This window comes from Bombilactobacillus sp. ESL1202, assembly GCF_058107125.1.
This window is the reverse complement of record NZ_CM176590.1, coordinates 324,052-339,031: the sequence shown is the minus strand read 5'-3', so window position 1 is coordinate 339,031 and position 14,980 is coordinate 324,052. Positions and strand designations below refer to the sequence as shown.

At 39.5% G+C, this 14,980-nt stretch carries 13 protein-coding genes and 1 riboswitch; of the genes, 10 read left to right on the top strand and 3 right to left on the bottom strand.

Annotation, left to right across the window (positions count from 1 at the left end; genetic code table 11):
- Window positions 1–93: 93 nt before the first annotated feature.
- Window positions 94–1,026 (bottom strand): glycosyltransferase family 2 protein, encoded by a 933-nt coding sequence (locus tag AC3B7A_RS01695; protein ID WP_489756029.1) that lies wholly within the window; start codon window positions 1,024–1,026, stop codon window positions 94–96.
- Between the two features lie 106 nt (window positions 1,027–1,132).
- Here AC3B7A_RS01695 and AC3B7A_RS01690 point away from each other — a divergent pair, with 106 nt between their 5' ends.
- The 3 genes from AC3B7A_RS01690 to AC3B7A_RS01680 all read left to right on the top strand — a co-directional run bounded on the left by AC3B7A_RS01690 (window position 1,133) and on the right by AC3B7A_RS01680 (window position 4,766).
- Window positions 1,133–1,615 (top strand): GNAT family N-acetyltransferase, encoded by a 483-nt coding sequence (locus AC3B7A_RS01690; protein ID WP_489756028.1) that lies wholly within the window; start codon window positions 1,133–1,135, stop codon window positions 1,613–1,615.
- A 73-nt stretch (window positions 1,616–1,688) separates the two neighbouring features.
- Window positions 1,689–3,146 carry a multicopper oxidase family protein gene (locus AC3B7A_RS01685; RefSeq protein ID WP_489756519.1) on the top strand — a complete coding sequence of 486 codons (1,458 nt, stop codon included), beginning with the start codon at window positions 1,689–1,691 and terminating at the stop codon, window positions 3,144–3,146.
- Between the two features lie 183 nt (window positions 3,147–3,329).
- Window positions 3,330–4,766: an APC family permease gene (locus tag AC3B7A_RS01680; protein WP_489756027.1), complete on the top strand. Its 1,437-nt coding sequence runs from the start codon at window positions 3,330–3,332 to the stop codon at window positions 4,764–4,766.
- Window positions 4,767–4,865: 99 nt separating this feature from the next.
- Here AC3B7A_RS01680 and dapF read toward each other — a convergent pair whose 3' ends face one another.
- Both dapF and AC3B7A_RS01670 read right to left on the bottom strand, forming a co-directional pair.
- Window positions 4,866–5,837: a diaminopimelate epimerase gene (gene dapF, locus AC3B7A_RS01675; RefSeq protein ID WP_489756026.1), complete on the bottom strand. Its 972-nt coding sequence runs from the start codon at window positions 5,835–5,837 to the stop codon at window positions 4,866–4,868.
- 27 nt (window positions 5,838–5,864) lie between these two features.
- Entirely contained in the window at window positions 5,865–7,217 is a 1,353-nt protein-coding gene (locus AC3B7A_RS01670; protein WP_489756025.1) for an aspartate kinase, read from the bottom strand.
- Between the two features lie 170 nt (window positions 7,218–7,387).
- Window positions 7,388–7,563: riboswitch (Lysine riboswitch) on the top strand.
- A 91-nt stretch (window positions 7,564–7,654) separates the two neighbouring features.
- Here AC3B7A_RS01670 and lysA point away from each other — a divergent pair.
- The 7 genes from lysA to AC3B7A_RS01635 are packed head-to-tail and all read left to right on the top strand — an operon-like array spanning window position 7,655 to window position 14,787.
- On the top strand, window positions 7,655–8,962 hold the full coding sequence (gene lysA / locus AC3B7A_RS01665) for a diaminopimelate decarboxylase (RefSeq protein ID WP_489756024.1): 1,308 nt from the start codon (window positions 7,655–7,657) through the stop codon (window positions 8,960–8,962).
- A 24-nt stretch (window positions 8,963–8,986) separates the two neighbouring features.
- Window positions 8,987–9,688: a 2,3,4,5-tetrahydropyridine-2,6-dicarboxylate N-acetyltransferase gene (gene dapD, locus AC3B7A_RS01660; RefSeq protein ID WP_489756023.1), complete on the top strand. Its 702-nt coding sequence runs from the start codon at window positions 8,987–8,989 to the stop codon at window positions 9,686–9,688.
- A 4-nt stretch (window positions 9,689–9,692) separates the two neighbouring features.
- The gene (locus tag AC3B7A_RS01655; RefSeq protein ID WP_489756022.1) at window positions 9,693–10,838 is read left to right on the top strand and encodes an N-acetyldiaminopimelate deacetylase; all 1,146 of its coding nucleotides are present in this window, start codon (window positions 9,693–9,695) and stop codon (window positions 10,836–10,838) included.
- 12 nt (window positions 10,839–10,850) lie between these two features.
- A complete protein-coding gene (gene dapA, locus AC3B7A_RS01650; protein ID WP_489756021.1) occupies window positions 10,851–11,759 on the top strand; it encodes a 4-hydroxy-tetrahydrodipicolinate synthase in 909 nt (302 codons plus the stop codon).
- Between the two features lie 2 nt (window positions 11,760–11,761).
- Complete coding sequence (gene dapB / locus AC3B7A_RS01645) at window positions 11,762–12,520, top strand: 4-hydroxy-tetrahydrodipicolinate reductase (RefSeq protein WP_489756020.1); 759 nt, start codon at window positions 11,762–11,764, stop codon at window positions 12,518–12,520.
- A gap of 15 nt (window positions 12,521–12,535) precedes the next feature.
- A complete protein-coding gene (locus tag AC3B7A_RS01640) occupies window positions 12,536–13,726 on the top strand; it encodes an aminotransferase class I/II-fold pyridoxal phosphate-dependent enzyme (protein WP_489756019.1) in 1,191 nt (396 codons plus the stop codon).
- 11 nt (window positions 13,727–13,737) lie between these two features.
- Complete coding sequence (locus AC3B7A_RS01635; protein WP_489756018.1) at window positions 13,738–14,787, top strand: aspartate-semialdehyde dehydrogenase; 1,050 nt, start codon at window positions 13,738–13,740, stop codon at window positions 14,785–14,787.
- The last annotated feature ends 193 nt before the right edge of the window (window positions 14,788–14,980 follow it).

The window sequence follows — 14,980 nt, the reverse complement described above, 5'->3', positions numbered from 1 at the left end:
TTATTAAGTTAAATAGTTAAACAAAAAAAGCTACTCGCGGGTAGCTTTTTTTTGTTTTGTCTAATGCTGGTACATCAAAGAATGATAGGCTGGTTATTTTTTTTCTTTAACGATATATAACGGACGATGTTTCACTTCTAAGAATATTTTACCAATATAATTGCCAATGATTCCCAAGAAGAAAAGTTGCATGCCACCTAAAAATAAAATAATTGAAATTAAAGATGACCAACCTTTGGTGGGATTACCAAAGATTGACGACCGAATCACAATGAATAAGAGCGCTAAAAAGGCTAAAAACATCACGATTAACCCTAACCAAACAGCAACGATTAAGGGTACCGTCGAAAAATCAGTAATTCCTTCAACCGAGTACTTAAATAAACTCCAAAAATTCCAACTAGTTTGGCCAGCAACGCGTTCGACATTCTTATATGGTAGATACTTGGTTTTAAAACCCACCCAGGAAAAAATTCCTTTGGAAAAACGATTATACTCGGTCATTTCTAAGATGGCATCAACCATATCGCGGCGCATTAATCGAAAATCTCGGGCACCAGGAATAATTTGGGTATCCGAAATTTTATTAATAATTTTGTAAAATAAATTAGAGAAAAAAGAACGGATTGGCGGCTCACCGCTCCGATCCTGGCGCATGGTACCAATACAGTCATAATCTGTGGTTTCAAGTAAGTGTACCATTTCTACTAACATGGCTGGGGGATCTTGTAAGTCGGCATCCATAATAGTCACTAATTCACCATCAACGTTTTTTAAACCAGCGTAAATTCCTGCTTCTTTCCCGAATTGCCGGGAAAAAGATAAGTAATGACTTTCGATTAAGGGATCTTTTTGCAAAGTTCGTAATTTTTGTAAAGTTTGATCAGTTGAGCCATCATTAATAAAGAGTACATCAGGTTGATACTTGGGTAATTGTTGAAAAGTCTGAGCAATCGCTTGATAAAATAAGTCGACGGTTTCTTCCTCGTTAAAACAGGGAACAATAATACTAATTTTAGTGGTCATTTACAAATTACCCCTCCTTATTTATCATTAATATTTTAACCATAAAAATTAATAAATGCTACAATTATTTAAGATATAATTGTTGGACTAGAAGGTGAAGTTCTCAATGTCGTTTCAATTAAAGTTACAAACTATGGATGAGCAAGCATTTAAACAGTTTTTTCTTTCACAGACTAAGGAATATGCACAACAAAAAATAACTAATCATTCTTGGACACCACAAGAAGCCCAATTACGAGCGGAAGAAGAATTTAAATTGCTGTTGCCCGATCAACAAAACACCTACCATAATTTTTTATATGTGATTCAACAAGCTCAACAATTGATTGGTTATGTTTGGTTGGCCGAAGTCATTGATGGTGATTTTGTGCAACATCCATATTTATTTTTGTATGATTTTGCAATTCTAGATCAATTTCAAGATCAGGGTCTAGGACAGCAAGCACTACAATTAGTGATTCAGCAGGCACATGATTTAGGCTATCAAGAACTCGGATTACACGTTTTTGGTGCCAACCAAAAGGCACAACACCTTTACCGTAAAATGGGTTTTCAAGTCACTGACTTAACAATGAAACGCTCTGTTTAAGATTTATTAATTTTGTGAGCTGAGAGCGCTAATGATTTTTAATTGTGTTATGATCAAATTATTCAAAAAAGGAGTGAGTAAATTGAGTCAAAGACCATTTTATCAAAAATACTTTTATGATGAAAATGTTTATGATTTACATGATGGTGGTTATAAAAAGTTACACTTACCAACAGTTCCGCCAAAAGCCTTAACAATTCCGCAAGTTTTGCAACCTGACAAAGTTGAAGGTCACGAAGTGTGGTACACGATTGTTGCTCAAGAAGGGCAAAGTGCGATTTTACCAGGAGCTTTGACCAAAACTTGGGGGTACAATGGCGATTTATTAGGCCCAACTTTAATTTTACATGATGGTTGGCATTATCATGTTCATATTAAAAATGAGTTACCTGAAACGACGACTTTGCATTGGCATGGTTTAAATGTTCCCGGTCCTATTACTGATGGGGGACCACACGCACCAATTATGCCGGGTGAAGCGCGGGACATTGAATTTACTTTACATCAAGAAGGCGCGCAAACAGATTGGATGCACCCACATCCTTGTCCCAATACGGCTCGGCAAGTTTGGAATGGTTTAGCAGCAATGGTAATCGTCACTGACGAATATGCGCAACAATTACCACTTCCGCAAGAATACGGGGTTGACGATCTGCCTTTGATTTTACAAGATCGCACTTATCATGATAACCAGTTAGACTATCAAGCCGATTATGATGTTGACGGCACTTTAGGTGAATATCCATTAGTTAATGGTACCATTAATGGCGTTTTTAAAGTGACGACACCGCAGGTGCGTTTACGACTATTAAATAGTGCGAACCGCCGAGAATTTCGGTTACATTTTAATGATTACCGACGTTTTACTCAGATTGCTGGTGATTGTGGTTTCTTACAGCAGTCGATTGATCTGGATCGTTTAATGTTAACGGTGCCGGAACGAGCAGAAATTATTGTTGATTTTAGTGATTGTCAAGTTGGAGAAAAGGTTCAGCTTATGTCAGATGACACAACCTTGTGTACTTTTGAGATTGAGGAATTTCAGACCACAGCCAAAGAAATCCCGGATCATTTATTTGATGTACCCCAATGGCAAGTTGATCCGCAAACACCAGTGCAAACCACAGTCATGTCGGGCATGGATGACGAGGTTTTACTAGATGGTAAATTGTTTGATATGACGCGGATTGACCGTAAACAACTATTAGGTCAAACCGTTGATTGGGAAGTCAAAAACACCAATGATGCTTGTGGAGGCATGATTCATCCGTTTCACATGCATGGTTGCCATTTTCAAGTAATTAGCCGAAATGGTCAGGCACCTTATCCTAATGAAACTGGTTTTAAAGATACAGTTGGCGTTAATGCTGGTGAAACTGTGCGCTTGCGAGTTCGGTTTGATGTTTTAGGAGTCTTTATGTATCATTGCCACATTTTAGAACATGAAGACACGGGCATGATGGCACAAATTGAAGTTTATGATCCCAAGCAACCACGGACTTATAATTTGAAATCCATGCATAGCATGTAATAACTGGTTAAATTATTATCAATTATTGATGTAATATTTATTTGATTAAAATTAGTTGGTGTAATATTTGCATTTAAAATGGTTTTCTAAAAATTGACAAAATTGCTTTTTTGTTAGAAAATACTAATCATACTCTAATGAAGTTTCATTAAAGCAATTAAGTAATTTATGGGAGGCCTTTTTATGGCGAGTATAAAAGAGCGGATTTTTCGCAAAGAAGATCCAAATGTTTATGAATCTAAGGATTCACATTTAGTAAAATCACTGACAACTAAGGACTTTTTGGCCTTAGGGGTGGGCACGATAGTTTCCACTGCCATTTTTACTTTACCAGGTGATGTGGCCGCATTGCATGCGGGACCGGCGGTTGTTTTATCCTTTATCGCGGCGGCGATTGTCGCTGGTTTGGTGGCTTTTGCATACTCAGAGATGGCTTCAGCCATGCCTTTTGCTGGTTCAGCTTATTCTTGGATTAATGTGATTTTTGGCGAATTTTTTGGTTGGGTCGCTGGTTGGGCCTTATTAGCCGAATATTTTATTGCCGTAGCTTTTGTAGGATCTGGTTTATCAGCTAATTTTCGTGGATTAATTGAACCATTAGGTTTGCAACTACCGAAAGTTTTAGCTAATCCACTGGGAACAGCTGGTGGCGGGATTGATTTAATTGCTGCTGTAGTAATTATTGCGGTTGCTCTTTTATTATCGTTAGGTGCTTCGCAAGCTTCGAGAGTAGAAAATGTCTTAGTCGTTGGTAAAGTCTTAGCAATTTTGTTATTTGTGATTGTGGGTTTAACAGCCATTCACCCCGCAAATTATTTTCCTTTTATTCCTAAGTATCATCCCAATCCTGATGGTAGTGCCTTTGGTGGCTGGCGTGGGATTTATGCGGGTGTTTCCATGATTTTCTTGTCTTATATCGGTTTTGATTCGATCGCTGCTAATTCAGCTGAAGCTAAGGATCCCCAAAAAACAATGCCCCGGGGAATTTTAGGATCATTATTAATTGCGGTCTTACTGTTTGTTTCCGTTTCTTTAGTCTTAGTCGGAATGTTTAAGTATACTGCTTATGCTAATAATGCTGAACCTGTTGGTTGGGCTTTGCGTCATAGTGGTCATGGTTTAGTGGCAGCAGTTGTGCAAGCTGTCGCAGTTATTGGCATGTTTACGGCTCTGATTGGGATGATGTTAGCTGGTTCCAGATTACTGTATTCCTTTGGTCGTGACGGTTTGTTACCCAAATGGATTGGTCATTTAGATCAAAAGAATCGTCCCAATCACGCAGTTTTAATTTTGACCATTGTTGATGTTATTGTGGGTGCAGTTTTTCCCTTTGGGATCTTATCACAACTGGTTTCAGCGGGGACTTTGATTGCCTTTATGTTTGTAACATTAGGTATTTATGGCTTGCGTAAACGAGAAGGTTATGACTTGCCAGAACCAGGTTTTAAAATGCCCCTTTATCCAATCATGCCGTTGCTCGGATTTTTAGGATCGCTCTTAGTTTTTTGGGGTCTAAGTAAAGAAGCTAAAATTTATGCTGGTGGTTGGTTTATCATTGGTTTAATTGTTTACTTCTGTTATGGCATTCGTCATTCTTATTTAAATAAAAAAGCCAAATAGATAAATTAAAATATTAAAAAAGACTGAGAAGAAGTTTAACAGTTTAGTGATTAACAGCTGTTAAAGCTCATTCGCAGTCTTTTTTTTGGTGCTCAATTGTCAAAGGTTCAAGCTTTGCGTCCAATCTAAGTAAGCCGCAGCTTCCGGATTGACTTGGATCGGATGAGAAAAATTAGTAGTCGGTTGATGCAACCAATTTTCTGAAACTAACACGGTGCCCATCAGTGTAGCATTACCAATTAGTTCCATCCAATAGTGCTGCTTAGTTTGGTGTACCTTAACATGCACTAAACCACCAGGATTATACACGCTAATTAATTGTTCCACTTGGGCTTGCTGTGGATAATTTAAGACGAAGGCTAAGCTAGTTGCTGACATGCCAGTACCACAGGCATTAGTCAAGCCGACTCCCCGTTCGTAAGTTTGGACAAATAATTTATTGGAACCCAAAATTTGGGCAAAACTAACGTTGATGCCTTGAGGAAAATAAGGATTCTGGTGATTTAATTTAGCACCTAATTCAGATAAAAGTTTAGTGGACTTTTGCTCTACAAAACTAATTAAGTGGGGATTAGGTACTGCAATGGCAGTGAAGTTTAATTCTGAATCAATTTGTGGTAATTTTTGATTGATTAATTGCACTTTGTGAATGTTGGTTGCTCCCACGGCCTTTAAGTCAAAACTGACGGGGGAAATTTCAACACCAAATGCGGGTACTTGCTGAGCAAGGTCTGGATAATGCTGGACTTTTAGCGCTTTTTCTGGTGTCTGCACTAAAAAGTTATCCTGCTGAAATTTAGCGGCTAAGTAGCGGGCAACCGTGCGCAAACCATTGCCACACATCAGTGCTTGTGAACCATCAGCATTAAAAATGCGCATTTGACCCAGAGCGGTTTGATCACTGGCTTTTTCCACCACTAATAAGCCGTCAATTGGTTGCAAATTTTTGATTTGACTCAAAACTTGAACTAATTTAGTCAATTCAGTGGTTGTCAAAGGCTGTTGCAGTAAAGTTTGATCTAATAAAATAAATTGGTTTAAGGATCCGTGAACTTTGAATAATTTAAGCATTTTTAAACTCCTAGTTAATGGTTGTTGTTAAGCAAAAAAACTTTGATAGATGGCTTGAACTGCTTTTTTGGCATCGGCTTGTTTGGTGCCAATCATAATGGAAATTCGGGATGCTCCTTGATTGATCATGTGTAGGCCGATTTGTTCCTGCGCTAAGGGGTCAATAATTTTTTTGAGCATCCCAATTTTTTCACGTAGTCCTTCACCGACGATCATCGTAATGGCATAATCATCCATCCAGACTAACTGGTCTGGTTGCAGGGTTTCTTGAATTTCTTGGCACATTTGGCGTTGAATTTGCGGTGTAAATTGCCGCCGATCAAAAATAATGGTTAGATCATCAATTCCTGAAGGCATATGTTCATAAGATATCTGATATTTGTAAAAAATTTGTAATAATTTGAGTGTAAAACCAATTTCTTTATTTAATAAATAACGATGTAAATATAACGCCACGAAGTGATTGGAAGTAGCGACACCAGTCATTAAATGCTGTGGTTGGAAATTTTTTTCTGGTACAATCATGGTCCCTGGTAAATCTGGATGATTGGTATTCTTGATGTTAATAGGAATTTGCGCTTGAATCGTTGGAATTAAGGCTTCATCATGGAAAACGGAAAAGCCCGCATAAGATAATTCCCGTAACTCTCGGTAGGTCATGGTGGTAATGGCTTGGGGATTTTTCACGAGGCTAGGATCGGCCGCATAAACGGCATCAACGTCCGTGAAATTTTCATAAAGTTCAGCTTGAAAACCTTTAGCTAAAATTGCCCCGGTAATATCTGAACCACCACGTGAAAAAGTTGCAATTTCTTGGTTGATGGTCATTCCGTAAAAGCCCGGGACGATGTAATAATTATTCGGCAAAATTGGTTGTGAAAAATTTTGATAAGTGGCTGGTAAAACTTCAGCATCATTGGGTTGATCACTGACGATCAAGCCTAATTTTTGAGGATCAAGGTAATGTGCTGCTATGCGTTGTTGTTGCAAGATTAAAGCCAATAATTGAGCAGTAAGTTTTTCACCATGTGCTTTAAAAGCTGCTTGTAAGTAATCATTATTGGGAAATGATTGGTGCGCTAGCACTCTTAATTGTTGCTTTAAAGGATCTAATACTGTTGCATCTAGGTTAAAAGTTTGTCCGATATCAGCATAGCGTTGCCAAATTTTGCTCAGAGTATCGCTATAATCCTGGTGATCAATCACTTGTTGACTGTAGCGAATTAATAAATCGGTGACCTTAATATCTTGTTTAAAACGTTTACCGGGAGCTGAAGTTACGATGATTTGTCTTGTTTTGTCTGATTGAATTATTGAAATTATTTTTTTAAATTGTGAACCTGTAGCTAATGAGCTACCACCGAATTTAACGACTTTCATTACCAATTGTTCTCCTCTGTTTATCGAATTCAGTTGCCAAATTAAAATTAGCTGAGTGATTAATTTGCATTCTAACATTTATTTTTTAATCTGCAACTTTTTATTTTTTAACGATTTGCCATTTATGATTAAAATGGCTTGACATTTTTTTAAATTAATTATAATATTTGTGATATCGAAGAGGTTGCAGCCGCCAAGAGTAACTACAGGAGCTGGTCAGCGAAGAATGTAGTGGAAGGGAAAGCTGCCGAAGAATTAAATCTTTAGGCCAAGACTTAATTTCTGGGACATAATTTAAGAGATTATGGACTGTCGTAGTTTGAACTACGGAGCGCTTACGACAAATTACAACCAGAATGAATTAGCAAAAGGTTATTTGTTTGTGAGCAAACAAATAACCTTTTTTATTGACAAAAATTTTGAGGAGGAACACTGGCGTGACTAATAATTTTGCAACAAACACGCAGGGACATTTAACGATTGGCGGTTGTGACACTTTAGAACTAGCTAAAAAGTACCAAACGCCCTTAATTGTTTACGATGTTGCACAAATCAGAAATCAGATTCACCAATTTCAAAAGGCTTTTACGCAGCAAAAGTTAAAAGCGACGATTAGTTATGCTAGCAAGGCCTTAGCCATTAAAGCCATTTATCAAGTGATGAATCAAGAACGGGTTCATGTTGATGTTGTTTCTCAAGGAGAAATGTTTACTGCTTTAGCAGCAGGCTTTCCGGCTGCGAAGATTAGTTTTCACGGCAATAATAAATCGAAAGCAGATTTACAAGTAGCATTACAACAGCAGATTGGTGTGATTATCATTGATAATTTTACGGAGCTAAACTTACTGCTGGAACTGATTAAAGAACAAGGTATAACTCGTTTAGTGCCGGTAATGTTACGAATTACCCCCGGAATTTCTGCACATACACATGAGTACGATCAAACTGGGCAAATTGATAGTAAATTTGGTTTTGATGTGCAATCTCAGCAAGCACAAGTGGCTTTGAAACAAGCTTTAAGTCAACCACAATTAAAAGTTTTAGGCTTGCATGCTCATATTGGATCACAAATTATGTCAGTAGCTGGTTTTAAATTGTTGGTGGATAAGTTGTGTCAGTTAGTGGCAACTTGGCATACAGAGCTCGGATTTGTACCACAAGTACTGAATTTGGGGGGCGGTTTTGGCGTTGCCTATACTTCAAAAGACCAAATTTTAAAACCCGAGCAATTTGTCACCGCAATGAGCCGAGAACTCAAGCAACAATGGCCATTGGCGACTGCATTACCGGAAGTTTGGATTGAACCCGGCCGTTCCTTGGTCGGCAGTGCGGGGGTTAGTTTATATACCTTAGGCGCGCGTAAACGAGTGCTGGGAGTTTGTGATTATATTACAGTTGACGGGGGAATGGGCGATAATATTCGACCTGCTTTGTATCAAGCACAATACCAGGCTTTATTAGCCAAAACACCGTTAGCAGAACCGACACAAACGCTCACCATTGCTGGGCGTTATTGTGAATCGGGAGATATTTTAATTAAGCAACAAGCTTTACCAGACTTTGAAAGCGGCGATATTTTAGCAGTATTAGCCACTGGTGCGTATGGTTATTCGATGGCTTCTAACTATAATCGCTTTGGTCGCCCAGCCGTCGTTTTTGCCGAAAAAGGCCACAGTCAATTGGTAGTCAAACGTGAAACACTAACGGATTTATTACATTTGGATTGCGATTATCAACTAAATTAATCTTATGAAAAGAGAGTTCAATAAATGAATACACAAGAAATTATTGATTTTATTAGTCAAGCACCTAAAAAAACGCCTCTGCAAGTGATAATTAAAGGACAACTTCAACAGCTGCAAGCAGTTAGTGGTGTGGAAACTTTCTTAGGAAAACAGGTTGGCATCATTTTTGGTGATGCGCTAGCGGTGCATGAGTTTTTAAAACTTAATCAAAAAGATATTACGGCCCAACATACCAACGTTCAAGCTAGAAATTCAGCGGTGCCATTACTAGATATTCAACAATTAAATGCACGTATTGAACCGGGGGCTTTAATTCGCGATCAAGTCCAAATTGGCGAGCAAGCGGTGGTCATGATGGGAGCGGTAATTAATATTGGGGCGGTTATTGGTGCCAAAACCATGGTCGATATGGGGGCAGTCATTGGTGGACGCGCCCAAATTGGGCAACGAGTTCATGTTGGTGCCAATGCCGTGATTGCTGGGGTGATTGAACCCGCTTCTGCTAAGCCAGTGATAATTGGTGATGATGTTTTAATTGGTGCCAATGCGGTTGTACTTGAAGGAGTAACAATTGGAAATAATGCGGTCGTTGCTGCGGGTGCGATCGTAACTCAAGATGTGGCAGCTAATTGTGTTGTGGCTGGTGTGCCCGCTAAAATAGTGAAGCAGGTAGATGCCCAAACACAACAAAAAACGGGTTTAGAAACTGATTTAAGAAGGTTGTGAAATTATGTTGACCACTGAAGACTTAATTCAAATTCGCCGTCATTTGCACCAAATTCCTGAATTAGCATTACAAGAACACCAAACTGCTGCTTATCTAAAGCAAATCATTGCCCAAATGCCCCAACAATATTTAACTGTCAAAACCATCCCAAAACTACCCACAGCTTTGATCGTTCATGTCAAAGGGCGGCAACCTAAAAGGACGCTGGGCTATCGTGCCGATATGGATGGTTTGCCGGTGACGGAAGCGCCAGCGGTTAGTTATCACTCACAACATCCTGGCGTGATGCATGCTTGTGGTCATGACCTTCATTTAACAATTGCTTTGGGAGTTTTAGCTTATTTTGCACAAAATCAACCCCAAGATAATCTAGTTTTCTTTTTTCAGCCAGCTGAAGAAAGCGACAGTGGAGCGGTTTTAGCTGTTGACCAAGGGGCTTTTCAGGGCCAGTTTCATCCCGATGAATTTTACGGTCTGCATGTTAATCCAGATTTAAAAGTTGGTCAAATTGGTTGTCGGTTAGGAACCTTGTTTGCAGGAACTACTGAAGTCGATGTGCACTTTATTGGTCAAGGTGGGCACGCTGCTGCACCTCAGAAAACACGGGATGCGTTAGTCGCCGCTAGTTTTTTTATTACACAAGTTCAAACCATCATTTCACGGAATATTGATCCGTTAGCGAGTGGCGTGATTACCTTTGGTGAATTTCGAGCAGGGAGTATCCGGAATGTTATTGCGGAGCAAGCTCATTTGTCAGGAACCATTCGTGGTTTGGATCAAGCGATGCTCTTAAAAATTCGTCAGCGTCTTCAAGCAGTAGCGCAGGGGGTGGCGCAAAGCTTTGATGTTCAAGTGAAAATTGACTTTAATCAAGGGGGCTACTTACCCGTAGTGAATGAGCAACAATTAACGTCGTTGTTTTTAGATTATGTAAAAGCTAATCCCCAGTTGGAATTAGTACAGACAACGCCCGCAATGACGGGTGAAGATTTTGGCTATTTATTAAGTAAATTTCCTGGAACAATGTTTTGGTTGGGTGTGCAAAGTCCTGCAAGTTTACATTCGGCGGACTTTTTACCGCAAGAGGCAGCGATTGCAGTTGGCGTCCAGACGGTTCAAGGATTTTTGCAAAAACGAATGCAACAATAGGAGGAATGAATCATGTTTGAACAAGTAGATTTAATGACCGCAATCGTAACACCATTTAATGAAGAAAACCAAATTGATTTTCCCGCTTTAGAACAATTAATTGAGCATTTGTTAGAGACTGGTACCAAAGGCTTTGTCGTCGGGGGGACTACCGGTGAAGTGGCAACGATGACTGCAGCAGAAAAATTAAAGTTATATCAACGCTTTAGTGAAATTGTTGCTGGACGAGTACCTGTGATTGCTGGTACCGGTTCTAATAATACCCAGCAAACGATTGAATTTACTCAAAAAGTCGGACAAATTGCAGGTATTGACGCGGTTTTGGTGGTAGTTCCTTACTATAATAAACCCGATCAAAATGGTATGATCGCTCACTTTGAAGTTGTGGCCGCTAATAGTCCAGTTCCGTTAATGATTTATAACATTCCTGGTCGTTCAGTAGTTAGTATGCAACCCCAAACCGTGCTTCATCTAGCCCAAAATCCACAAATTATGGGGATTAAGCAATGTGCTAGCTTGAGTGATTTACAAGAAATCATTCAAGGTGTCCCTGATGATTTTCTAGTTTACACGGGTGAAGATGAACAAGCTTTAACTGCCAAAGTCTTGGGAGCAAAGGGAGTAATTTCTGTGGCCAGTCATTTATATGGTAGAGAAATGACACAGATGTATGCGGCTTTGACTGCGGGTCAAGTTGATCAAGCTGGGTCATGGCAACGTTTATTAACACCGCGGATGCAAGCTTTATTTATGTACCCATCACCGTCAGCATTAAAGGCTTTGTTAAATGCCCAAGGCTTTGCTAGTGGAAACTGCCGTTTACCAATTGCTACTTTAGATGCACACCAGGAACAATTATTGGCACAACGTTTAGGAATTACACAATTAAGTGATTCTTTAGATTTTGATTTAGGAGAATAATTATGTATCGAGTTTTAATTGCTGGTGCGACCGGTAAAATGGGGCAAAAAGCCGTACAGTTAGTCCAACAAAAAAATAATTTTGAATTAGCGGCAATTTTGTCACCGCAAGCTTTAACAACTGATTTGCCGTTAGCTAAGTCGGTTCAACGTTTTACTAGTTTAGCAGAAATTGTTGGTCAGTATGATCTGTGGTTAGATTTTACAACGCCACAAGCAGTTTTTGACAACACTAAGTTTGCTCTACAACACCAAATCCGACCGATAATTGGGACTAGTGGTTTGAATCATAAGCAAGTCGAAGACTTGCAAGCTTTAGCTATTAAGCACCAAATTGGCGGTATTATCGCCCCTAATTTTGGTTTGTCAGCAGTTTTATTAATTAAATTTGCACAAGAAGCAGCACAATATTTTCCCGATGCTGAAGTGATTGAATTACATCATGCCGATAAAAAAGATGCGCCCTCTGCGACGGCCTTAACAACAGCGCAAAAAATTCAAGCTGGTCGCAAAGAAGCCTATGCTAACTCTGATTTTAAGCAACGTGCTCGAGGACTAGCTAGCGATGGAGTGGCAATTCATTCGGTTCGCTTGCCTGGTTATATTGCACATGAAGAAGTTTTGTTTGGCGGAGCTGGAGAAGCTTTGACTTTACGGCAAGATTCTTTTGACCGGAGTTCTTTTATGCGCGGAGTTGATGTTGCTTTAGACAAAGTCCCACAATTAACGCAATTAGTTTTTGGTTTAGAAAATATTTTATGAAAGAAGGGACGAACAATGCCACAGTTAGCAGCAGATTTACAAGCAACAGGTAATCAAACATTAGAACGGATTACTCCATCAGCTATTCGACAATTTGACCAAGAAATTTCGCAAATTCCTAATATTATTAAGTTAACTTTGGGTGAACCAGATTTAACAACACCAGAACATGTCAAACAAGCTGCTATTTTAAGCATTAAAAATAATGAATCGCATTACTCAGCGCAAAAGGGAACGTTGGTTTTACGTCAGGCAATTAGTGCTTACTTACAGCGGCACCAAAATTTGACGTATGATCCTCAAAGTGAAATTTTGGCCACTGTTGGTGCTACTGAGGCCTTAGCCGCCACGATCTTTTCCTTGATTAATCCTGGTGATGAAGTTATTGTTCCGACACCCACCTATGCTTTGTATTTTCCGTTATTGCGCTTAATTGGTGCCAAAATGATTATCGTTGACACTAGTTCGAGTCAATTTTTATTAACGTCACAGCAATTACAAAAAGTAACACAGGAACATCCCCAAGCTAAATTTATTGTTCTTAATTACCCGGGAAATCCTTCGGGACAAGAATATTCTGCACAACAATTGCAAGCTTTGGCACAGGTGATTGTCAAGCAGCATTTGGGGGTCATTGCTGATGAAATTTATAGTGAGCTAATTTATGAGGGTCAAGTACATCATTCCATTGCCCAATGGATTAGTGAGCGCACAGTATTGATTAATGGGTTATCTAAATCGCATGCGATGACGGGCTATCGCGCTGGCTACGTGGCTGCACCAGCACCGTGGACGGCTCTCATTGCTAAGATGCATGCATTTTTAGTAACTTGTCCGCCTAATCCTTCCCAGGCAGCAGCAACACAGGCACTAAGTGTGTTAGGAGATCAAGATCCTAAAGCGGCTGTAAAGTTATATCAACGGCGCCGTGATTACTTATTAGAGCAGTTACCACTATTAGGGTTTCAACCGGTGAAGCCACAAGGGACTTTTTATCTTTTTACTAAAATTCCAGCAGAATTTGGTAATGACGAATTAGCCTTTGCTCGTTTATTGGCGCAAAAGGCGCGTGTTGGAGTGATTCCGGGACGTGCTTTTGGTGACAGTGGGCGCGGTTATGTCCGTTTTTCTTTTGCAGCTAGTTTAGAAACTTTGCAACGCGCACTCCAGCAAATACGCACCTTTTTATTAAACGAAAGAAATTAACGGGGGATAAAATGAAAGAGTATAACGTAGCCATTTTAGGAGCGACTGGTGCTGTGGGCACACGCATGATTGAACAGTTAGCACAAACCAATATTCCAGTAAAAAATTTAAAAGTTTTAGCTTCCAAACGTTCTGTAGGTAAAAAATTAAAATTTAGAGGAATGACGTGTAGCGTAGAAGAAGCAACACCGGCTTCCTTTAAAAATGTTGATTTAGTTTTGTCATCGGCAGGTGGTGCTGTTTCTAAATCCTTGTTACCAGCGGCAGTGGCTGCCGGAGCAATTTGTGTGGATAATACGAGCGCTTTTCGGATGGATCCCCAAGTCCCGCTAGTCATCCCGGAAGTTAATCGGGTCGCATTAAAGCAACATCAAGGCATTATTGCCAATCCGAATTGTTCGACGATTCAAATGTTAATGGCGTTGGCTCCATTTGATCAAAAATATGGGATCAAGCAAATTATTGTTTCGACTTATCAAGCAGTCTCTGGTGCGGGTCAGTCAGCGTTAAATGAATTGCTACAACAAAGCCAGCAAGCTTTAAATCAGGAACCACTGACAGCCAAAATTTTACCAACTAAAGGTGATGCTAAGCATTATCCTCAAGCCTTTAATTTGTTACCGCAAATTGATGTGTTTGAAGATTCCGGTTATACACATGAAGAATGGAAAATGATTCATGAAACTAAAAAGATTCTGCGCCAAGATATGGATGATCAACAATTAAAAGTAACGGCCACTTGTGTTCGGGTTCCAGTGGCCATTGGTCATGGAGAGTCGGTGTATTTTACCCTGCAAGATGAGCAAGTGACGGCCGAAGATTTGCGGGCATTATTACAACAAACGCCAGGAGTGGTGGTTGAAGACGATCCGAAACAACAACTTTATCCGCAACCACTCAAGGCTGCTGGTAAAAGAGCAACCTTTGTCGGAAGGTTACGGGCTGATGCTGAAAATCCCGGAGCCTTTAATTTATGGGTTGTAGCAGATAATCTGTTAAAAGGTGCCGCTTGGAATGCCGTGCAAATTGCTCAATGTTTAATGGAAGACGGTTTATTATAAAAAGTATCTTAGTATTTGTTAGTTAAATTTATGAGATTAGAATAATGTTCACTGAGATCGAGACTGGATAAAAGTCATTTAGCAGTTGCTGTGAGTTTAATTGTTAATTACTTTGAACTTCAGTCTCGTTTTGCTTTAGAAAAAGTGAATTTTGCGTAATTGAAAACGCTATATTTCACTTTGCAATCTTTTA